The organism is Streptomyces sp. NPDC127117, assembly GCF_042677325.1.
GTDB lineage: Bacteria > Actinomycetota > Actinomycetes > Streptomycetales > Streptomycetaceae > Streptomyces.
Window position 1 is genome coordinate 44,080 of the sequence record NZ_JBHXTM010000037.1, and the last position, 20,968, is coordinate 65,047.

The 20,968-nt window shown below is 72.7% G+C and carries 14 protein-coding genes; 4 read left to right on the forward strand and 10 right to left on the reverse strand.

Translation table 11 applies throughout. The annotated features are described in order from the left end of the window. Positions 1 to 37: 37 nt before the first annotated feature. The 5 genes from ACFVH0_RS27925 to ACFVH0_RS27945 form a co-directional block, all read right to left on the reverse strand. Positions 38 to 253 carry a hypothetical protein gene (locus ACFVH0_RS27925; RefSeq protein WP_385824554.1) on the reverse strand — a complete coding sequence of 72 codons (216 nt, stop codon included), beginning with the start codon at positions 251 to 253 and terminating at the stop codon, positions 38 to 40. 171 nt (positions 254 to 424) lie between these two features. Beyond that, positions 425 to 748 (reverse strand): hypothetical protein, encoded by a 324-nt coding sequence (locus ACFVH0_RS27930; protein ID WP_385824609.1) that lies wholly within the window; start codon positions 746 to 748, stop codon positions 425 to 427. 32 nt (positions 749 to 780) lie between these two features. Then, positions 781 to 1,149 (reverse strand): WhiB family transcriptional regulator, encoded by a 369-nt coding sequence (locus tag ACFVH0_RS27935; protein ID WP_124716511.1) that lies wholly within the window; start codon positions 1,147 to 1,149, stop codon positions 781 to 783. A gap of 173 nt (positions 1,150 to 1,322) precedes the next feature. After that, a complete protein-coding gene (locus ACFVH0_RS27940) occupies positions 1,323 to 1,658 on the reverse strand; it encodes a hypothetical protein (RefSeq protein WP_385824556.1) in 336 nt (111 codons plus the stop codon). Positions 1,659 to 1,823: 165 nt separating this feature from the next. Beyond that, positions 1,824 to 4,019, reverse strand: coding sequence for an ATP-dependent DNA helicase UvrD2 (locus tag ACFVH0_RS27945; RefSeq protein WP_385824558.1), 2,196 nt, complete (start codon positions 4,017 to 4,019; stop codon positions 1,824 to 1,826). A 401-nt stretch (positions 4,020 to 4,420) separates the two neighbouring features. Here ACFVH0_RS27945 and ACFVH0_RS27950 point away from each other — a divergent pair, with 401 nt between their 5' ends. Further along, a complete protein-coding gene (locus ACFVH0_RS27950; RefSeq protein ID WP_385824560.1) occupies positions 4,421 to 4,675 on the forward strand; it encodes a mycoredoxin in 255 nt (84 codons plus the stop codon). Between the two features lie 95 nt (positions 4,676 to 4,770). Here ACFVH0_RS27950 and nudC read toward each other — a convergent pair whose 3' ends face one another. Together nudC and ACFVH0_RS27960 are read right to left on the reverse strand one after the other, a co-directional pair. After that, on the reverse strand, positions 4,771 to 5,718 hold the full coding sequence (gene nudC, locus ACFVH0_RS27955; RefSeq protein WP_385824561.1) for an NAD(+) diphosphatase: 948 nt from the start codon (positions 5,716 to 5,718) through the stop codon (positions 4,771 to 4,773). Positions 5,719 to 5,762: 44 nt separating this feature from the next. Continuing rightward, entirely contained in the window at positions 5,763 to 7,157 is a 1,395-nt protein-coding gene (locus ACFVH0_RS27960; RefSeq protein ID WP_385824563.1) for a dipeptidase, read from the reverse strand. Positions 7,158 to 7,328: 171 nt separating this feature from the next. Here ACFVH0_RS27960 and ACFVH0_RS27965 point away from each other — a divergent pair, with 171 nt between their 5' ends. Further along, positions 7,329 to 8,078: a hypothetical protein gene (locus ACFVH0_RS27965; RefSeq protein ID WP_385824565.1), complete on the forward strand. Its 750-nt coding sequence runs from the start codon at positions 7,329 to 7,331 to the stop codon at positions 8,076 to 8,078. Positions 8,079 to 8,135: 57 nt separating this feature from the next. Here the strand turns inward: ACFVH0_RS27965 and ACFVH0_RS27970 are convergent, their stop codons facing one another. The 3 genes from ACFVH0_RS27970 to ACFVH0_RS27980 form a co-directional block, all read right to left on the reverse strand. Further along, positions 8,136 to 11,687 carry a UvrD-helicase domain-containing protein gene (locus ACFVH0_RS27970; RefSeq protein ID WP_385824567.1) on the reverse strand — a complete coding sequence of 1,184 codons (3,552 nt, stop codon included), beginning with the start codon at positions 11,685 to 11,687 and terminating at the stop codon, positions 8,136 to 8,138. A gap of 91 nt (positions 11,688 to 11,778) precedes the next feature. Beyond that, positions 11,779 to 15,258, reverse strand: coding sequence for an ATP-dependent helicase (locus ACFVH0_RS27975; protein ID WP_385824569.1), 3,480 nt, complete (start codon positions 15,256 to 15,258; stop codon positions 11,779 to 11,781). A 455-nt stretch (positions 15,259 to 15,713) separates the two neighbouring features. Then, positions 15,714 to 16,133 carry an MGMT family protein gene (locus tag ACFVH0_RS27980; RefSeq protein WP_385824571.1) on the reverse strand — a complete coding sequence of 140 codons (420 nt, stop codon included), beginning with the start codon at positions 16,131 to 16,133 and terminating at the stop codon, positions 15,714 to 15,716. A 221-nt stretch (positions 16,134 to 16,354) separates the two neighbouring features. Between ACFVH0_RS27980 and ACFVH0_RS27985 the strand changes: the two genes are divergently transcribed. Both ACFVH0_RS27985 and ACFVH0_RS27990 read left to right on the forward strand, forming a co-directional pair. Next, entirely contained in the window at positions 16,355 to 19,207 is a 2,853-nt protein-coding gene (locus ACFVH0_RS27985) for a lysylphosphatidylglycerol synthase domain-containing protein (protein WP_385824573.1), read from the forward strand. A gap of 144 nt (positions 19,208 to 19,351) precedes the next feature. Continuing rightward, positions 19,352 to 20,944: an alpha/beta hydrolase gene (locus tag ACFVH0_RS27990; protein WP_385824575.1), complete on the forward strand. Its 1,593-nt coding sequence runs from the start codon at positions 19,352 to 19,354 to the stop codon at positions 20,942 to 20,944. Positions 20,945 to 20,968 lie beyond the last annotated feature (24 nt).

Consider the following 20,968-nt stretch of genomic DNA (forward strand, 5'->3'; position numbering starts at 1 on the left):
CGGGGCGGCACGGCTGGACGCGTGGCCGCCGGCCGGGTCACCACCAGGCGGAGTCCAGCCTGCTCTCGATCGACCTGATGTGAGTGCGGGCGCACTCTTCACAGAAGTGCTGGCGCCTGCTGTTCTCCACGGAGCAGATCCAGGTCGGCGGTGCGGTCTCGCTCTCGGCGGAGGTGCCGCACAGGGCACAGGTGACGATCGCAGCGTCGCTCTGCGCGGGTCGCTGAATCCGGTGCTGGGTCTCCTCGTCCACCTCGTGACGATAACTCCGTCGCCGCCGCGCCGCGCGGCGCCACCACACAGCACGACCGCGGGGCCGGTCCGTTTCGGACCGGCCCCGCGGAAGGGGTACTGACTGTGGGTACTGATTGCTGCCGGGCAGAGCGGCTGCCCGGCAGCGGGTACTGCTGGTGTACGGCCAGGCTCAGTGCATGACGGCCATGGCCAGCGCCCGGCGGGCGCGCATCGAGGCGCGCTCGGCCCGGCGCTGCATACGGCGCGCGTTGATCAGGCGTACCGCCTGGCGCTCCGTGTCGGCCTCCCTCATGCGGTCGTGCATATGAGCACGAGCCAGGGCTTCTGGGATGAGTTGCATCTCGCGGGTCCTGTTCTGACGCGAGTCGTTCGCGCCGATGATCGTGACGTTCGGTGTTGCGGAGCCGACGGGCTCATTCGTGGGGACGGACATTGCTGCCTGATTTCGGGGATCGTGGGTGTGGGGACGGTCGATGGTGCCGATGCGCTTCATGGGTTTGGGGGCCGTGGCCCCCAGTCCGGCGATCACGCCGCGACCGGGTTCTTGCGCGGACGACCACGCGGCCGCTTGCGAGCGACGACGACGCCCTGGATGAAGAGCTCACCGCCCCAGACGCCCCACGGCTCGCGACGCTCCTTGGCGCCGGCGAGGCAGGCCTCGACGAGCGGGCAGGTGCGGCAGAGGGACTTGGCGTACTCGACGTCGGCGGGCGACTCCGCGAAGAAGACCTCAGGGTCATAGGAGCGGCAGGGGACGGGAACGCCGAGGTTCTCGATGGCGTCGTCGAGCGCGGTGAGCGCAGTGAGGGGGAACAAGGTGGAGTCCTCCGTGAGGCCGGGCGGCGGGATCGTGTCGGAAGGCGGTACGGACGGGGCGTGCGCTTCGAGTTGCACGGTGGGTGGTGTCCTCGTCTGGTCGTTCCGGCCTGTTGGCCGGGTGGCGGCTGGTACCGGGTGTTGCTTGTCCCGAGGCTCCTTCGCGCTGTCTCGTCCGTTTGGACAAAACAAAAGGGCCGCGGATCCCGAGTGGGGTTCCGCGGCCCTGAAGGCGCCGGCCTGATGGTGAATCAGGCTGGATCACTCCAGGGTTCAGGCCCACGGAAGGCCCACATCGTGTGGTGCTGCATCGTCTGCTTCTTGGCGCCGGATTCCGCTCCCGCACCGACGGCCGCAAAGGCATAGGCCTGGGCCTGTCCCTTCGCTACTGCTGCTGCCGGTGCCAGAGCCGGTCGCTCATTGCGCTCCCGCACGGGGAGGCTCGCCGGGGACAGCGGACGTGCGACAGAGATGCCGGACAGACCGGTGCCACGGAGCGAGGACTCGGAAGAGCGGAAGAGGCCGAGCGAGCAGGCGGAGACGACCGAAAGATCGGTCATTTTGTTGGTCTCGATGATGCTGATCACTTCAATCGCCTCCTCTCGGCGTCTAGGGCGGACCGGCGGGCCGGTCCTACGTATTCGGATAAGTACAGCACAGGACCAGGGCTTCAGAGAAGTCGCTGTTCCCGTGGTTAAGAACCTATGGTGATGACTGGGGCAGGCGCAAACTATTTTTTCGACGAGTTTTTCTCACATCTCGTCAGCAGCCTTCCCGAGCACATCCTCCACCGTCTCACCTGCGCAAATGGCCAGGACGGCGGTCCCGAACCGGCCCAGCTTCCGCGCGCCGACGCCGGAGATCACCGCCAGTTCGCCCTCGCTGCCCGGTACGGCCTCGGCGATCGCCATCAGCGTCTTGTCCGTGAACACACAGAAGGCGGGCTGACCGATCTCCTTGGCCCTGACCGCCCGCCAGTCGCGCAGCCGCTCGTACAGCGCCTCGTCCATGTCGGAGGGGCAGTCCTCGCAGCGCATCAGCTTCATCTCACCGGCGTCGGTGAGGGTCTTACCGCAGACCCGGCAGCGGGCGGGGCCTCGGCGGCTGCGCTTGGCCACCGATCCCGCCGGGCCCCGTTCGATCCCGCCGCCACCGGCCGTGCCACGCGTGCCCAGGGGCGCCGAGCCGGGGCGCAGGCCGTTGAGGAAGCGGCTCGGGCGCCGTCCGGCGCGGCCGCCGGGCGAGCGGGAGAGCGACCACGACAGCGAGAGGTGGAGGCGGGCCCGGGTGACGCCGACATACAGCAGCCGGCGCTCCTCCTCGATCTGTTCGTCGGTCTTGGCGTAGGTGATCGGCATCATGCCCTCGGTCAGGCCGACCAGGAACACGGCGTCCCACTCCAGGCCCTTCGCGGAGTGGAGCGAGGCGAGGGTGACGCCCTGGACCGTGGGGGCGTGCTGGGCGGCGGCCCGCTCGTCGAGCTCCGCCACCAGGTCGGAGAGGGTCGCGCCCGGCTTGGCCTGTTCGAAGTCCTCGGCGAGCCGGACCAGGGCGGCCAGCGACTCCCAGCGGTCGCGCACCGCTCCGGAACCCGCGGGGGGCTCCTGGGTCCATCCCTTGGTGGAGAGCACCGCGCGCACTTCCGCGGGCAGCCCCTCCGCGTCGTCGAGCAGGGAGTCGTTGCCCCCGGCGCGGGCGGCGCCGCGCAGGGCGACTCCGGCCTCGCGCACCTCGGCCCGCTCGAAGAACCGCTCCGCGCCCCGCAGCTGGTACGGCACGCCCGCGTCCGCCAGGGCCTGCTCGTAGACCTCGGACTGAGAGTTGACCCGGTAGAGCACGGCGATCTCGCCTGCCGGGACTCCCGCGGCGATCAGATCACGGATCCGGCGGGCGGTGCCCTCGGCCTCCGAGGGCTCGTCCGCGTACTCCGCGTAGGCGGGCTCGGAGCCGGGCGCGCGCTGCGAGACCAGTTCGAGCCGGTGTTCGGCGGCGCGACCCCGGGCCTGGCCGAGCAGTCCGTTGGCCAGGTGGACGACCTGGGGGGTGGAGCGGTAGTCCCGGACCAGCTTGACCAAGGTCGCGTTGGGGTGGCGGGTGCGGAAATTCAGCAGGTGGTCGGGGGTGGCTCCGGTGAAGGAGTAGATCGTCTGGCTGGCGTCGCCGACGACGCACAGGGTGTCCCGGTCGCCGAGCCAGAGGTCCAGCAGCCGCTGCTGGAGCGGGCTGACGTCCTGGTACTCGTCGACGACGAAGTGCTGATACTGGCGGCGGACGTGGTCGGCGATATCGTGGCGGTCCTGGAGGATCGCGACGGTGAGGAGCAGCACGTCCTCGAAGTCGATCACCGAGCGGTCGCGCTTCAGCTCCTCGTACGTCGCGTAGATCTGGGAGATCTCGGCCGGATCGCGCGGGGCGTCGCGCTGGGTCTTGGCGACCACGGCCGGGTAGTCGCCGGGCACGGTCTGGGTGACCTTGGACCACTCGATCTCGCTGGTGACATCGCGCAGCTCGTTGCGGTCGAGGCGGATGCGGCAGCGGGCCGCGGCCTCGGCGACCAGCTGGACCTTGCGCTCCAGCAGCCGGGGCAGATCGCCACCGACCGCTTTCGGCCAGAAGTACTGGAGCTGGCGCAGGGCGGCGGAGTGGAACGTCCGGGCCTGGACCCCTCCCGCGCCGAGCTGGCGGAGCCGTCCGCGCATCTCACCGGCGGCCCGGTTGGTGAACGTGACGGCGAGGACACTCGTGGGCTGGAGTATCCCTGCGCGCACCCCGTAGGCGATGCGATGGGTGATCGCACGCGTCTTGCCCGTACCGGCTCCGGCCAGCACACACACCGGGCCGTGCAGGGCCGTGGCGACCTCGCGCTGCTCGGGATCCAGGCCGTCGAGCACGGCGTCGGCCGACTCGGGGACCTGAGGGAAAAGGGAGGAATGCGTTGCTGCTGTCACCCCGCCATGCTGCCAGGTCGGGAGAGGCGGACGCGGAGGTTGTCCACAGGGGCGCCGTATCCGTCGTACTAATCCCGTGCTCTGTCGTACTGCTGATCCCGTGCTCTGTGTCGTACTGCTGATCCCGGACTCTGTCGTACTGCTGATCCCGGACTCTGCCGTACTGATCCCGGGCGACCTCGGCGTCCGGCACCGGGGCGGCCCCGGAGCCGGCCCGGGACGATGCCGACGCCGGGCGGGGGCGGGAATGGTGGTTGCCTCGCGTACGTTCCCCTTCCGTGCGGTGACGCACGGTCCAGCTTCTCCGCGTGACGGATGTGTCCGCGTGCCGGATGAGACGGATGAGTTCAGACGAGTCTGAGAAGACCGACGAGACAGACGAGACAGAGGAGCGCCTAGACATGGCGGGCACTGTGACGATGTACAGCACCACGTGGTGCGGCTACTGCCGCCGGCTCAAGGGCCAGATGGACCGCGAGGGCATCGCGTACACCGAGATCAACATCGAGCAGGACCCGCAGTCCGCGGCCTTCGTCGAGAAGGCCAACGGGGGCAACCAGACCGTTCCCACCGTTCTCGTGGTCGGTGACACGGGTGCCGAGGCCGTCATGACGAACCCGTCCCTGGCTCAGGTGAAGCAGGCGCTCGCCGCCTGATCCCCGGCTCTCCCGCAGTGCGGCGACGCCCCCTCCGGTCGAGCACCGGAGGGGGCGTCCGCGTACAGGGCCGGGGGCACCGGACCGCTCGGGCGTCAGCCGACGCTGCCCGGCTTCGGGAGCGGCTTGCCGTACCAGAGCTCGATCAGGCGCGCCGCGATCGAGATGCCGTACGGGGGCAGGATCTCGCCCGATTCGAAGGCGGCCTGCAGGTCCTCGCGGGAGAACCAGCGGGCCTCCTCGATCTCCTCGCCGTCCACATTGATCTCGGACGAGGTGGCCCGGGCCATGAAGCCGAGCATCAGACTCGACGGGAACGGCCAGGGCTGGCTGGCGATGTACTCGACCTCGCCGACCGTGACCCCCGCCTCCTCGAACACCTCGCGCGCCACGGACTGCTCGATGGACTCCCCCGGCTCGACGAAGCCCGCGAGCGTCGAGAAGCGGCCCTCGGGCCAGTGCACCTGGCGGCCCAGCAGCGCCCGGTCCTGGTCGTCCGTCACGAGCATGATCACCGCGGGGTCGGTGCGCGGGTAGTGCTCGGCGCCGCATGCCTGGCAGCGGCGGATGTGGCCGGCCGCCGCGATGACCGTGCGTTCGCCGCAGCGGGAGCAGAAGCGGTGCAGGCGCTGCCAGTTCTCCAGCGCCACCGCGTGCACCATCAGGCTCGCGTCGCGCGGGCCGAGCAGCAGACCGGCCTCGCGCAGACCGGCCGGGCGGGCCGGCTGGTCCATGCGGCCGGGCAGGGAGTCCTTCTGGAGCGCGAAGTAGCTGACGCCGTCCTCGTCGGTGCCGAGGAAGTAGCGGTGGGTCTCGGTGAGCGGGGCCTCGAAGGCCGGAGTCATGACGATCTCCGTACCGCCGTCGGCGGTGTCGTCGATCAGCACCTGGCCGCCGGAGACGACGAACACGCGGGTGGTCGGGTGGCTCCACGCGGCGGACAGCCATGCCTCGTCGAGGCGGTGGTGCGCGGCGCGGTCGATGCCGCTGGGCGCGGTGAGACCGATGGGCCGGTCTGCGGTGGCGTTGTCGAAGGTGCTCACAGGTGCTTCCTACTCCCCCGGGATGGATCGGGTGTTCAGAGGATTCAGCGGAGTGCGACGGCCAGCTCGCCCCACAGGTGGGCGGTTGTCTCCACGCCCTTGAGCAGAAGGCCGAGCTCGACCTTCTCGTTGGGGGCGTGCCAGCCGTCGGACGGTACGGAGATGCCCAGGAAGAGGACGGGTGCGCCGAGCACGTCCTGGAGGTCGGCGGCGGGCCCCGATCCCCCTTCGCGGGTGAAGAGGATCTTCTGGCCGAAGGCCCGTCCCATGGCGCGGGCCACGGCCTGCAGGGCGGGGTGGTCCAGCGGGGTCAGGCAGGGGCGGGTGGCCGGGGAGAAGGTGATCCGGTGCCCGACACCGGCCGGGATCCGTGCTTCCGCCCAAGCCCGGACCACCTGCTGGATGCGGTCGGGGTCCTGGCCCGCGACCAGCCGGAAGCTGATCTTCACCAGGGCGGAGGACGGGACGATGGTCTTGCTTCCGGCGCCCTGGTAGCCGCCGCCGATGCCGTTGACCTCGGCGGTGGGACGGGCCCAGATGCGTTCCAGGGTGGAGTAGCCGGCCTCGCCCGATGCCGCGCGGGACTTGGCGGTGCGCAGCCAGGTGGCCTCGTCGAAGGGCAGCTCGGCGAAGAGCGCGCGCTCGGTGTCGGTGAGTTCGGCCACACCGTCGTAGAAGCCGGGGATCGCGACCCGGCCGTCCGCGTCGTGCAGTGCGGCGACGAGCCGGGCGACGGCGGTCGCCGGGTTGGGGACCGCGCCGCCGAACGAACCGGAGTGGATGTCCTGCTCGGGGCCGTACAGCTCGATCTCGCACTCGGCGAGGCCGCGCATGCCGGTGCAGACCGTGGGGGTCGACTCGTCCCACATGCCGGTGTCGGAGACGATCACCGCGTCGGCGGTGAGCCGCTCGGCCCGCTCCTCGACCAGGGCGCGGAAGTTCGGCGAACCGGACTCCTCCTCGCCCTCGATCAGCAGCTTGAGATGGACGGCGGGGGTGGTGCGGCCGGTGGTGGCGAGGTGGGCCCGGACGCCGAGGGTGTGGAAGAACACCTGCCCCTTGTCGTCGGCGGCTCCCCGCCCGTACATGCGGCCGTCGCGGATCACCGGCTCGAACGGGTCGGTGTCCCAGCCGTCCTCGCGGGCGGCGGGCTGGACGTCGTGGTGCCCGTAGACCAGGACGGTCGGGGCGTCCGGGTCGTCGGACGGCCAGTGGGCGAAGACCGCGGGGGCGCCGGGCGTCTCCCAGATCTCGGTGACCGGGAAACCGGTCTCCCCGAGCTTGGCGGACAGCCACTCGGCGCTGCGCCGTACGTCCCCGTCGTGCTCCGGCTGGGCGGATACGGACGGGATGCGCAGCCAGTCGGCGAGGTCGTCCAGGAAGGCTGTGCGGTGCTGCTCGGTGTACGTACGGACGGCGCTGTCCGGGGTGTCGCTCATGGCCTTGAGCCTAGTGCCTCGCCCGGCGGGATCCTCCCGCCCGGGAATCCCGGCCCTTCCCGCACCGCTGTGGCCGGATACCTGTCGGTGCCGGCGCTCCTCCAGTTGAATGGCCTCCTGAGTGGCCTTGCGGGGCAGCGCCCGTGCCCGGCTGCGAGGGGGGAGAGGGAGTTGAGCGGTTCAGGTGCGGGTACGCCGCCGGGTCGGCGGACCGGGGAGACGGCCGCGTGGGTCTCGGCGGTCACCGCTGTCGTCGGTCTGCTGCTGGCGGTGCTGGGGATCCCGCTCGTCGGTGGCTCCTCGGTCAACCGGACCATCGCCGACAATGCCGGTGCTCCGGCTGCCTCGGCCTCCGCGCCGGCCCCGGCGGGGACGGCGGGGACGGGCGCGGCCGACGGGCCCGACGCCACGCCCTCGGGGCCGTCGCAGCCCGCCCCGCCGCCGGTGCCCGAGGGGTGGCGCCGGGTCGCGGAGCCCGGTCTCACTGTCGTCTTCGCCGTGCCGGACGGCTGGACCCGGAAGGAGAGGAACGCCATCCAGAGCAACTGGGTGTCCCCGGACGGTGCCCATGACCTGAGCGTCAAGCGGGACACCTCGTACGGGGCGACCGCCCAGGACGCCTCCGCCGGGCAGCTCGCCTGGTACCGCGACACCGCCAGGTCGTCGATGGCCGGTCTGAAAGTCCGTACCCACACCACCCGGCAGAACGGCCGGAGCGCCCTCTGGCTGGAGATCGACTACCACTGGGCGGGCCAGGGCGAACCCCGCAAGCGCGTCGAGGTCTTCGTCCCGGGCGAGGCCGGCCGGGTCTATCAGTTGCTCCTCGACACCGCCGCCACCCCCGGCAAGCTCGCCACGCAGCGGCGGCTGTTCGCGACCGCCCGCGCCCAACTGCTGATCGACCGGGCTGCGCAGTCCTAGTCCGTACGCGCCGCAGGGCATGCCCGCCCCTGGGCCCGGCCCCGGGGCGGGCATGGACTAGTCCGGCTGCTCGTCCAGCAGGATGCGCTCCAGCTCCGCCCGGCCCGGCAGGCGCTTGGGGTGGACGGTCTCGCCGCTGCGCACGTACAGGAACGTGGCGGTGACGTCGGTGAGCGGCAGGTCGTGCAGTTCCGCCCAGGCCAGGCGGTAGACGGCGAGCTGGAGGGGGTCGGCGGTGTTGGCGCGGGTGGTCTTCCAGTCGACGATCTCGTACGTGTCCCCGGTGCGGTACACCGCGTCGATGCGGCCCCGGATGATCCGGCCGGCCAGGGTGATCTGGAACGGCGTCTCGACGCGGTACGGGGTGCGGCGGGCGTACGGGGTGCGCTCGAAGGCTTCCTTGAGTGCGGCGAGATCGCGTTCGTCGGCGATCTCGGCGTCGCTCTCGTCGCCGCCGGGCAGCTCGTCGGGCCCGAGCATGGGCAGCGGCAGCTCCTCGAAGCGGGACTCCACCCAGGCGTGGAAACGGGTGCCCCGGCGGGCCGCGGGCTGCGGCGGCCGTGGCATCGGTCGGGCCAGCTCCTGTGCGAAGCCGTCGGGGTCGTCGGCGAGGCGCAGCAGCTGGGTGGCGGAGAGCGACGCGGGTACGAGGACGTCGCGCACGGTGGCGCGGGCTCGGCGCAGCTCGCCCGCGAGGGCGTCGAGGTCGCGGTCCCAGGAGGCGAGGGTGCGGGCCTCCTCGGGGGTGAGGCGGTGCTCCCCGGCGGGCTCGGGGGTACGGGCCGCCGGGACGCGCGGCAGAGGGGCGGGGGGCCCGGGGGGCTCCGTCGACTCCGGGACGCGCGGCAGGGGGGCGGGAGGCGCGGAGGCGGCGGCCACGGGGGACTCCGTCGACAGCGCGTCCCAGTCCCCGGCCTCGACACCGGCCTCATCGGGGAACGGGGCATCGTCGTACGCGATGTCGTACCCGTCGTCGTAAGGGGCGTGCCCCTCGTCGTAGTCGTGAGGGACGTCGTACCCGTCGTCGTAGGGCTCGTCGTGCGGCCCCGGGGCATCGGGCAGCGCCTCGTACACGTCCGGCACGCCCCCCGCCCCGGCCAGTGCCTCCAGGTGTGCCAGCACCGTGTCCGCGGCGGCTCGGCGGCGGGTCAGGGCGGTGTCGTCGAGGGGCAGCGGCCACGCCCGGTCGACGGCCTTCGTGTCGAGCGCCGGGTTCTCCTCGTCCTCGGCCGGCTCGTCGGCCCAGACCTCGATCTCGCCGTGTCCGGCCGCGCAGTGCTCGTACAGCGCGTGCAGGAAGCCGGACGGGCCGCGCGGCTTCTTCTGGGACGGACCCCACCAGTGGCCGGAGCCGAGCAGCAGGGTGCGGGGTCTGGTGAAGGTGACGTATCCCAGGCGGAGCTCCTCGGTGTGCTGGTGCTCCTTCATCTCCTCCTTGAACGCCTTGAGCCCCTTGGCGTCCCAGGAGTGGACGTCGGGGAGGGTCGCCCGGTCCCCGCGCAGGGCGTGCGGAAGGACCTTCGACTGGGCGGTCCAGGCGTCGCGGGACTGGCCGCTGGGGAACTGGCCGGCGACCAGGCCGGGCACGGCGACGACGTCCCACTCCAGGCCCTTGGACTTGTGGGCGGTGAGGACCTTGACCGTGTTCTCGCCGCCGGGCAGGGCGTTGTCCAGGCCCTTCTCGTACTGGACGGCGGTACGCAGGAAGCCGAGGAAGGCCAGGAGGGTGGCCTCGCCGTCGACGGCGGCGAAGCGGGCCGCGACATCCAGGAAGTTGGCGAGGGTCTCGCGGCGGCGGGCGGCCAGTGCCTGCGGCGACGCGGAGAGCTCGACCTCCAGTCCGGTGGTGGCCAGGACCCGGTGCAGCACGTCCATCAAGGGGTCGGCCAGCGAGCGGCGCAGGTCGCGCAGTTCGGCGGCGAGGCGGGCGAAGCGGATGCGGGCCTCGGCGGAGAACGGAAGTCCGTCGTCCTCCTCGCCGCCCGATTCGAGGAAGGTGTCCAGCGCGTCGGCGAGCGAGATCACTTCGGCCGGGTCGATGCCCTCGACGGCCTCGGCGAGCCGGCGGTCGGGGTCGTGGTCCTCGTCGTCGCCGTGGGCCGCGCGGTGGACGAGGAGCCGGGCCCGGCGGCCGAGCAGGGCCAGGTCGCGGGGGCCGATCCGCCAGCGGGGGCCGGTGAGCAGCCGGACCAGGGAGGCGTTGGCGCCGGGGTCCTGGAGCACCTCGCAGACCGCGACGAGGTCGGCGACCTCGGGCAGGTGCAGCAGCCCGGACAGTCCGACGACCTCGACCGGGATGTCACGGGCCACCAGCGCGGCCTGGATCTCCGGGAAGTCGCCCGCGGTGCGGCACAGGACGGCGATCTCGCCGGGTGACTTGCCGGTTTGCACCAGGTGGGCGATCGAGTCGGCGAGCCAGCCGATCTCCTCGGCGTGGGTGCGGAGCAGGGCGCAGCGGACGATGCCGTCGCGCTCGGCGCCGGGGGCGGGGCGCAGCGCCTCGACGCCCTCGTGCATGGCGCGCAGGGGTTCGGCGAGGCCGTTGGCCAGGTGCAGGAGCCGGCCGCCGCTGCGGCGGTTCTCGCTGAGGGAGTAGCGGGTGGCGGGGGTGCCGTCGGCGTGCGGGAAGTGGAGCGGGAAGTCGTCGAGGTTGGCGACGGAGGCGCCGCGCCAGCCGTAGATCGCCTGGCAGGGGTCGCCGACGGCGGTGACGGCGTGCCCGGTCCGGCCTTCGGGGCCGCTGCCGAAGAGGGCGGAGAGCAGCAGCCGCTGGGCGACGGAGGTGTCCTGGTACTCGTCGAGCAGCACGACCCGGAATTCGTCGCGCAGGATCGTGCCGACCTCGGGGCGGGTGAGTGCCAGCTCGGCGGAGAGCGCGATCTGGTCGCCGAAGTCGAGGAGGTCGCGGCTCTTCTTGGCCTCGCGGTAGCGCCGGGTCAGCTGGAGCAGTTCGCGGCGTGCCTCGGCGGTCTCGGGGATCCGGCGCAGCTCGGCGTTGCTGAGCCGGGCCGATTCGAGCGCGGCCAGGAGGCCGGTGTCGTGCTCGGCGAGCTGTTCGGGGCGTACGAGGTGCTCGGCGAGCTCGGCGTCGAGCGCCAGCAGATCGCTGACCAGTGTGGGGAACGACCTGGTCAGGGCCGGGTAGGGACCGGGGGCCTCGCGCAGCACGCGGGCGGCGAGCTGGTAGCGGGTGGCGTCGGCGAGGAGGCGGGTGGTGGGTTCGAGTCCGATGCGAAGCCCGTGCTCGGTGAGGAGCCGGCCGGCGAACGCGTGGTACGTGGAGATGCTGGGCTCGCCCGGGGGGTGGTCCGGGTCGATGGCGTCCGGATCGGTGACCCCGGCCGCGATCAGGGCCCTGCGGACGCGCTCGGCGAGCTCACCGGCGGCCTTGTTGGTGAACGTCAGCCCGAGGACCTGCTCCGGGGCGACCTGGCCGGTGCCCACCAGCCACACCACGCGGGCCGCCATCACCGTGGTCTTCCCCGACCCGGCTCCGGCCACGATCACCTGCGGGGCGGGCGGCGCGGTGATGCACGCCGTCTGCTCCGGGGTGAACGGGATCCCGAGGAGCTCCTTGAGCTGCTCGGGATCGGTGATACGTGAGGACACCCCAGAAAGGCTAACCGGACGCACCGACAACGTACGGCCGACAAGGTACGGACGACCGTGTCCGGGCCGATGGGCACCCGTCCCCTCCCGCTCACTCCAGGATGTGGCGGCCCTCCGGCTGCGCGCTGCACGAGGCCCGGAAGGAGCAGTGCGTGCAGTGCTGGCCGGTGGTGGGGGTGAAGCGTTCGTCCAGAACCCGGCCGGCGGCGGTGGCCAGCAGGTCGGAGACCCATTCACCGGCGAGCGGTTCCTGCGCCTGCACCTTGGGAAGGGCGTCACCGCCCTCCTTCTTGGGGGCGGGCTGGCGCAGCTGTACGAGTTCGGCGCCGCCGGGCTCGGGGCGCCTGCCGTCGAAGACGTCGTCGACCGCGCCTTCCCGGACGGCCAGCTGGTACACGGCGAGCTGGGGGTGGCGGGCGACCTCGTCCTTGGTCGGGGACTGCTTGCCGGTCTTGAAGTCGACGACGTAGGCCCGGCCCTCGGTGTCCTGTTCGACGCGGTCCATGGAGCCCCGGATGCGCACCTCGTACTCCCCAGCCCCCAGCGTCACGTCGAAATCGTGCTCGCTCGCGGCGGGGGTGCGGGCGGTGCGGTCCATGACGTGCCAGCGCAGGAAGCGTTCGAGGGCGGCCCGCGCCTGTTCCTTCTCCTGCCGGGACTTCCAGGGGGCGTCGAAGACGAGGCCGTCCCAGACCGAGTCCAGCCGCTCCATCAGGACGGCGAGATCGGCGGGGGTACGTCCGGACGCCACCTCGTCGGCGAGTACGTGGACCACGTTGCCGAAGCCCTGCGCGGCCGTCGCCGGGGCGTCCGCCTTCACCTCGCGGCCCAGGAACCACTGGAGCGCGCAGGTGTTGGCGAGCTGGTCGAGCGCGCTGCCGGAGAGGGCCACGGGCTGGTCCCGGTCGCGGAGCGGGACGGCGGAGCGGGTCGGTTCGTACAGGCCCCACCAGCGGTAGGGATGGGCGGCGGGTACGAGCGGCTGGCCCTCGTCGTCGGCGAGCGCGGCGAGCCGGGCGAGGCGGCGGGCGGCCTCCTCGCGCAGGGCGGCGGAGGCCCCGGGGTCGACGGTGGTGGCGCGGAGTTCGGCGACCAGCGCGGCGACGGCGAGCGGGCGGCGGGGCCGGCCGGTGACGTCGCGGGGCTCGGCGCCCAGCTCGGTGAGGAAGCGGGACGGCTGGTCGCCGTCGTCGGCGGGCGCCTTGACCGCGGTGACGACGAGCCGTTCGCGGGCGCGGGTCGCCGCGACGTAGAAGAGCCGGCGCTCCTCCGCGAGGAGGGCGCCGGGGGTGAGCGGTTCGGCCAGGCCGTCGCGGCCGATCCGGTCCGCCTCCAGCAGTGAGCCGCGGCGGCGCAGGTCCGGCCAGAGCCCCTCCTGCACGCCCGCGACGACGACGAGGCGCCACTCCAGGCCCTTGGAGCGGTGTGCGGTCATCAGCCGTACGGCGTCGGGGCGCACCGCGCGCCGGGAGAGGGTGTCGGCGGCGATGTCCTGGGCGTCGACCTCCTCCAGGAAGTTGAGCGCCCCTCGCCCGCCGGTGCGTTCTTCGGCGCGGGCCGCGGTGTCGAAGAGCGCGCAGACGGCGTCGAGGTCACGGTCGGCGTTGCGGCCGCCCGCGCCGCCGCGCAGCGCGGCACGCTCCAGCCGGCCCGGCCACGGGGTGCCGGACCACAGTGCCCACAGGGCCTCCTCCGCGGTACCGCCGCCTTCGAGGAGCTCGCGCGCCTTGCGCAGCAGCGCGCCGAGGCGCTGGGCGCCGCGGGCGTACGCCGGATCGTGCGCGACGAGCCGTTCGGGCTCGGCGAGCGCCCGCGCCAGCAGGTCGCCGGAGGGCGCCGGCACGCGGTTCCCGGCGGCCCGCTCCTCGTCGCGCAGGGCCCGGCCGAGGCGGCGCAGGTCGGCCGCGTCCATGGAGCCGAGGGGGGAGGCGAGCAGGGCCAGGGCGGTCTCGGTGTCCAGCCAGGAGGACACCTCCGGATCCTGCGCACCCTCCGGGACCGCCGGGCCCACTGTGCCCTCCGGGTCCGCTGTGTCCTTCGCACCCGCCACGCTCTCCGCGCTCTCCGCACCCGCCACGCTCTCCGCGCTCTCCGCACCCGCCGCGCTCTCCGACGCCGGAGCCTCGTCCGCGCCCGGCGCGCCCTGGCGCAAAGCTGCGGTCGCGACCGTGCGCAGGGCTGTCAGGAGCGGGGCCACCGCCGGTTCGTGGCGCAGCGGAAGGTCGTCACCGTCGACCTCCAGGGGCACGCCCGCCGACGTCAGGGCCCGGCGCAGCGAGGGGAGTGTGCGGCCGCCGGCCCGTACGAGCACTGCCATCTCGTTCCACGGGACGCCGTCCTCCAGATGCGCCCGGCGCAGAAGATCGGCGATGTTCTCCAGCTCGGTGGACGCGGTCGGGTAGGTGTACGCCTCCACGCTGCCGCCCTCGCGGACCGCGGCCAGTTCGCGGTGGGCGCGGACCTTCGCCGCGGGCAGCCGGGTCAGCGGCATCCGGCGGGTGAGCAGCCGGGTGGCGGCCAGCAGTTGTCCGCCGGAACGCCGCGAGGTGGTGAGCACGCCGACCCGGGCCGGAGCGCCGTCCGCCCGCCGGAACGTCTCCGGGAAGTCGAGGATGCCGTTCACATCGGCGCCCCGGAACGCGTAGATCGACTGGTCCGGATCACCGAAGGCGATCAGGTCCCGGCCGCCCCCCGCGCCCGGCGCGCTCCCCCGGTTGCCGGCCAGCGCGTGCAGCAGCCGTACCTGCGCCGGGTCCGTGTCCTGGTACTCGTCGACGAACACCGCGTCGTACTGCCCCGCGAGCAGCGCCGACACCTCCGGGCGCTCCGCGAGCAGCACGGCCCGGTGCACCAGCTCCGCGTAGTCCAGCACCCCCTGCGCGTCCAGCACGTCCAGGTACTCGGCCAGGAACTCGGCGGCGGCGCCCCAGTCGGGCCGGCCGGTGCGGCGGGCGAAGGCGGCCAGCGCGTCCGGGCCCAGGCCCAGCTCGCGGCTGCGGGCCAGCACCGCTCGTACCTCGTCGGCGAAACCGCGGGTGGTCAGGCAGGCCCGCAGCTCGTCGGGCCAGCGGATGTGCGCGAAGCCGTCCCGCTCCAGTTCGAGCTGGCCGGCGAGCAGGTCGCGGACGGTGACGTCCTGCTCCGGACCGGAGAGCAGCCGCATCGGCTCGGCGAAGAGGTCGGCGTCCTGGTGGGCGCGGACCAGCGCGTAACAGAAGGAGTGGAACGTGGTGGCCTGCGGTCCGCGGGCGGCGCCCAGCCGGGCGGCCATCCGGTCGCGCAGCTCCACCGCGGCCTTGCGGCTGAAGGTGAGGACCAGGACGCGGGCCGGGTCGCCGCCCCGTGCGATGCGGGCGGCGACCGCCTCGACGAGCGTGGTCGTCTTGCCGGTACCGGGTCCGGCGAGGACCAGGAGCGGTCCGCCGGGGTGATCAACCACCGCGCGTTGTGCTGCGTCCAGGAGAGGAGGGTCCACGGAGCCCGGCGGAGTGCGCACCAGCCGGTACGCGCCCGCGGCCCGCTGCCGTGTCCGACGGTGCGGGCTGTGCCGGGTGAAGGAGGAGGAGCTCACGTGGTTCGCCGGTCCTGGTGGGTGTGCTGATGCCGAGGGTGCGGTGCGTGCCGCGAACTTACGAAGCTACGCCAGCGGGGGCACGATCCGGGACGAGAGCACTGCGTGCCTCGTCACGTTCCGGGGCGCGCATGCCTTCGCGAGCCCCGATGCCTTCACGGGTCCGGTCCGGGGCGCGGATGCCGTCGCGGGGCGGCTCCGGGGCGCGGACGCCGTCACGGGCCCGGCCCGGGGCGCGCATGCCTTCGCCGGTCGGCTCCGGGGTACGGACGCCGTCGCGGGCCCGCTCCCGCGCCGCGTGGCGGGTGCCGCCGTGTTCCGCTTCACGGTGTTCCGCGCCGCGATTCGCCCGCCGGGCCCCGTCATGCCGTACGCCACGGCTCCCGGACCGGGCCGCTTCCGGCAGCTCGTACGGCCCCGGCACCGCCCGCTGTGCCGCCGAATGGCCGAAGCTGTCAGATGTGAGCACCTCCGCCCTTGTCCCGGTCCGCGCCACCGCCCGCGGTGACGCCGTCCCACCGTGCCCGCTTCATGTCGAGGCGCGGCAGATGGCCCTCCGCGACGCGCGACGCCTCGCGCAGCGGGGTGCCCTCCGCTCGGTAGTGGTCCAGCGCCCGCAGTTCGTGGCCGGGGAGCAGCGCCCCGTCGGCGCGCACCACGCGCCACCACGGCACCGCGGCCCCGTACAGCGACATGACCCGGCCGACCTGGCGCGGCCCGCCCTCGCCCAGCCACTCGGCGACATCGCCGTACGTCATGACGCGGCCGGGCGGGATCAGGTCGGCGACGTCGAGGACCCGCTCCGCGTACTCCGGCAATGCGTGGCTCATCGGGTCGCCGGCCGCCCCGTCGCCGCTCGTCCGGTGTTGGCTCATCCGGCCCATCCTGCCGTACGCCACCGACATCCCGGCCCGGTCCGTGTGCGCCCGCTCACAGGGCGTGCGCGCGGGAGCAAAGGAGCGTATCTTGCGCTTCGCGTGTCCGTGCAGTGCACCCTGATGCCCCCCTCCGTCGCCGGGCCGTGCCACCATCGTGCGGGCGGTGACCGGTGATACGAGAACACGAAGACCAATCAGAGGCGACGAAGGAGCAGGGCGTGCAGCCACCGAAGGCGGCGGACGCCCCTGACGCCGAGCCCCATCCTGACGAGGCCCCCGCACCCGCCGGGAAGCCCGGTGCCGGCCGGGAGGAAGCCCGAGAAACCCCCGGCCGTCTGACCGGCTCGACGCTCTCGACCGCCGCGGAGGAGCAGGCCGAGCGCGTCTCGGGCGACGAACCGCTGCTCCCCGCCCGGGTGCACCGCCCCTCCGATCTCATGCGGCTCCTCATCGGGGTCCTGGCGATCGTCGTCCTGTTCGCGATCGCCGCGTTCGCCCACGGCACGACCGCCGGTCTCGAACAGGACATCAGCAAGGGCACCGGTCAGGCGCCCGACGTCCTGATCAAGACGGCCGGTCTGGTCTCCAGCATCGCCGTGCTGCTGGTCCCGGTCGCCTTCGCCATCGAGCGGCTGATCAAACGCGACGGACTGCGGATCGCCGACGGGGTGCTCGCCGCCGTACTGGCACACGGCGTCACGCTCGCCACCGACCTCTGGGTCGCCAATTCGGCCCCCGGCACCATCCAGGACGCCCTGACCCAGCCGCAGCCCGGTGACGCGCTCAGCGATCCCGTGCACGGCTATCTCGCGCCGGTGATCGCGTACATGACGGCGGTCGGCATGGCGAGACGGCCGCGCTGGCGGGTCGTGCTGTGGGTGGTGCTGCTGCTCGACGCGTTCGCGATGCTGGTGGGCGGCTACACCACCCCGTTCTCGATCGTGCTCACCGTGCTGATCGGCTGGACCGTCGCGTACGGCACGCTGTACGCGGTCGGCTCGCCGAACGTGCGGCCGACCGGTCAGCATCTGATGGCCGGTCTGCGCCATGTCGGCTTCCGCCCGGTCAGCGCGATGCGCGCCGACGACACCCCGGACTCGGGCGACCAGAGCGACCGGGGGCGCCGCTATCTGGTCGCCCTGGAGGACGGGCCACCGCTCGATGTCACGGTCGTCGACCGTGAGCAGCAGGCCCAGGGCTTCTTCTACCGGGTGTGGCGCAGGCTCACCCTGCGCGGCATCACCCAGCGCCGCTCCATCCAGTCGCTGCGCCAGGCCCTGGAGCAGGAGGCACTGCTCGCCTACGCGGCGATCGCCGCCGGGGCCAACGCGCCCAAGCTGATCGCCACGTCCGAGCTCGGCCCCGACGCCGTGATGCTGGTGTACGAGCACATCGGCGGTCGTTCGCTGGACGCGCTGGAGGACACCGAGATCACCGACGAGCTGCTGCACGGCGCCTGGCGCCAGGTGAAGGCGCTCCAGTCGCGGCGGATCGCGCACCGCAGGCTCACCGGCGACGCCATCCTGGTGGATCGTTCCGGCAAGGTGTTCGTCACCGATCTGCGCGGCGGTGAGATCGCGGCCGGTGATCTGGTGCTGCGGATGGACGTCGCCCAGTTGCTGACCACGACCGGTCTGCGGGTGGGTGCCGAGCGGGCCGTCGCCGGTGCGCTGGCGGTGCTCGGCCCCGACGCCGTCGCGGACTGCCTGCCGCTGCTCCAGCCGATCGCGCTGAGCCGCTCCACCCGCGCGGCGCTGCGCCGGCTCGCCCGGGAGCGCTCGCAGCGGGAGCGCGAGGCGGTGCTGGAGGCGTCGGACGCGGCCAAGCGGGCCAGGGCGCACGAACACGGAACGGCATCCGGAGCGGTGTCCGGAACACCGGCCGGGACGATCGTCACCGGCGCGATCACCGACAACGGGACCGGCCCCGCAACCGATCACAGGACCGGCCGGCAGACGGACCAGAAGACCGAGCGCAAGACCGACCGCAAGGCGCTCCGCAACCAGAAGCAGGCCGAGAAGCGCGCCCTGGACGACGCCCTGGAAGGGGCCCGCGAGGAGGACCTGCTCTCCCAGATGCGGCAGCAGGTGCTGCTGATCCGGCCACAGGCCCCGGTCGAGCCGGTGCGGCTCGAACGCATCAAGGCCCGCACCCTGCTCAGCTGCATCGCCGGTGCGATCGCCGCGTACTTCCTCATCTCGCAGGTCACCCAGGCCGACTTCGGAACCGTCGTCGAGCAGGCGGAATGGGGCTGGGTGGCGGCCGCGGTCGGCTTCTCCGCCCTCACCTACGTGGCGGCGGCGATGAGCCTGCTGGGCTTCGTGCCCGAGCGGGTGTCGTTCGGCAGGACGGTGCTGGCCCAGGTCGCCGGCTCCTTCGTGAAGATCGTCGCCCCGGCCGCGGTCGGCGGCGTGGCGCTGAACACCCGCTTCCTCCAGCGGGCCGGGGTACGTCCGGGGCTCGCCGTGGCGAGCGTGGGCGCTTCGCAGCTGTTCGGCCTCGGCTGTCACATCCTGCTGCTGGCGGCCTTCGGCTATCTGACCGGTACGGAGAAGACCCCGTCCTCGCTCACCCCGTCCAGGACGGTGATCGCCGGACTGCTGACCGTCGCCGTGCTGGTGCTGGTGGTGACGGCGGTGCCGTTCCTGCGGAAATTCGTGGTGACCCGGGTACGGTCGCTGTTCGCCGGAGTCGTGCCGCGCATGCTCGACGTGGTGCAGCGGCCGCAGAAGCTGCTGACCGGCATCGGCGGAATGCTGCTGCTGACCGGCCTGTTCGTGATGTGTCTGGACGCTTCGGTACGGGCGTTCAGCGGCCCCGACGTGCCGCATCTCAGCTACGCCAGCATCGCGGTGGTGTTCCTCGCCGGCAACGCGCTGGGATCGGCGGCGCCCACACCGGGCGGAATGGGCGCGGTCGAGGGCGCGCTGACACTGGGGCTGATCGCGGTCGGTCTGCCGAAGGAGGTCGCGGCGCCCGCCGTGGTGCTGTACCGCCTGCTGACGCTCTGGCTGCCGGTGCTTCCCGGCTGGCTCTGCTTCACCCGTCTGACCCGCCGGGGCGAGCTCTGACGACCCGTCGGGACCGGCCCTGACCTGCCCTCAGCCGCCATACGGGGCAGCCCGCAAGGCCAGTCGGGGGACGGCCGGTGGATCCACCACCCGCTTGGACCGGTGCCCCGTGCAGCGACCGGGCTCCCGCCGCACCATGGGGCCATGAGGACCTCCCCTGCCCTGCGCGCCGCGGCAATGGCCGCCGCCGTCACCGTGCTCCTGCCCATCACCGCCTGCTCGGAGAGCGGCAACAAGGAAGGCCCGGACGGGCCGCTCGCGGCGAACGCCGCCGAGGCGAGCGGCTCCGGTGACCTCGCTTCCCAGAAGCTGACGTGGAAGCCCTGCCCCGCCCCGTCCGTGGCACAGGGCGGCGGAAAGGCGCCGACCCCGCTGCCCGGCGGCATCCCCTGGGAGTGCTCGTTCATGAGGGCCCCGCTCGACTACGCGAAGCCCGACGGCGGGACGATCGAGCTGGCCCTGATCCGGGCCAGGGCCAAGAGCCAGGACAAGCGGATCGGGTCCCTCATCTTCAACTTCGGCGGCCCCGGCGCCTCCGGCGTCGCCACCCTGCCCGCCTTCGGCACCGACTACGACAAGCTCCGCGCCGGCTACGACCTGGTCAGCTTCGACCCGCGCGGCGTGGGCAGCAGCGACGGCGTGGAGTGCGAGACCGACAAGCAGCTAGACGCCCGCTTCCAGACCGACGGCACCCCGGACACCAGTGCCGAGGTGGACGCCTTCGTCAAGGACACCAAGACGTTCGCGAAGGCCTGCGAGAAGAACTCCGGCAAGCAGCTCCCGTACGTCGGCACCACCGACGCCGCCCGCGACATGGATCTGATGCGCCAGGTGCTCGGCGACAAGAAGCTGCACTACTTCGGCATCTCGTACGGCACCGAACTGGGCGGCGTCTACGCCCACTTGTTCCCGAAGAACGTCGGCAGGGCGGTACTGGACGCGGTGGTCGACCCGACGCAGAACTCCGAGCAGTCCTCGCTCGGCCAGACCAAGGGCTTCCAGCTCGCGCTGGACAACTTCACCCAGGACTGCGCCGACCGCGGCGACGAGTGCAAGCTTCCCGGTTCCTCCTCGAAGGAGGTCGAGCAGGGAATCGCCGACCTGCTCGCGAAGCTGGAGAAGAAGCCGATCGAGGGGCTCGGTTCACGTCAGCTGACGGAGACCCTGGCGATCACCGGCATCGCCGCCGCCCTCTACTCCAAGCAGACCTGGTCGCTGCTGGAGCAGGGTCTGGACGAGGCCGACGGCGGCAACGGCGCGCTGCTCCTCGCCCTCGCCGACTCGCTGAACGGCCGCGCCGACAACGGTACGTACGACAACTCGCTGGCCGCCAACACCGCCATCAACTGCGCCGACTCCAAGCAGCGGTTCACCGCGGACCAGACCGAGGCCAAGCTCCCCGAGTTCCGCTCCGCCTCGAAGATCTTCGGCGACTACCTGGGCTGGTCCCTGATGGCCTGCACCGGCTGGCCGGTGGAGGGCGCCTGGAACACCCCCGACGTCAGCGCCCCGGGCGCGGCTCCCATCCTCGTCGTCGGCAACACCGGCGACCCGGCGACGCCGTACGAGGGCGCCAAGGCGATGGCCGACGCGCTGGGCGAGGGCGTCGGCGTGAAGATGACGTACGAGGGCCAGGGGCACGGCGCGTACAACAGCGGCAACGCCTGCGTGCAGAACAAGGTGGGCGCCTACCTGCTGGACGGCAAGGTTCCGGCGGCCGGAACCGTCTGCAAGTAGCGCTGTGCGCCCGGCGGAACCCCC

What these genes read in the sequence shown, in the direction of transcription:
- ACFVH0_RS27980 (WP_385824571.1), bottom strand. Translation starts at nt 16,133, where the DNA reads ATGAGCCAACACCGGACGAGCGGCGACGGGGCGGCCGGCGACCCGATG.
- ACFVH0_RS27960 (WP_385824563.1), bottom strand. Translation starts at nt 7,157, where the DNA reads ATGAGCGACACCCCGGACAGCGCCGTCCGTACGTACACCGAGCAGCAC.
- ACFVH0_RS27950 (WP_385824560.1), top strand. Translation starts at nt 4,421, where the DNA reads ATGGCGGGCACTGTGACGATGTACAGCACCACGTGGTGCGGCTACTGC.
- ACFVH0_RS27990 (WP_385824575.1), top strand. Translation starts at nt 19,352, where the DNA reads ATGAGGACCTCCCCTGCCCTGCGCGCCGCGGCAATGGCCGCCGCCGTC.
- ACFVH0_RS27930 (WP_385824609.1), bottom strand. Translation starts at nt 748, where the DNA reads ATGAAGCGCATCGGCACCATCGACCGTCCCCACACCCACGATCCCCGA.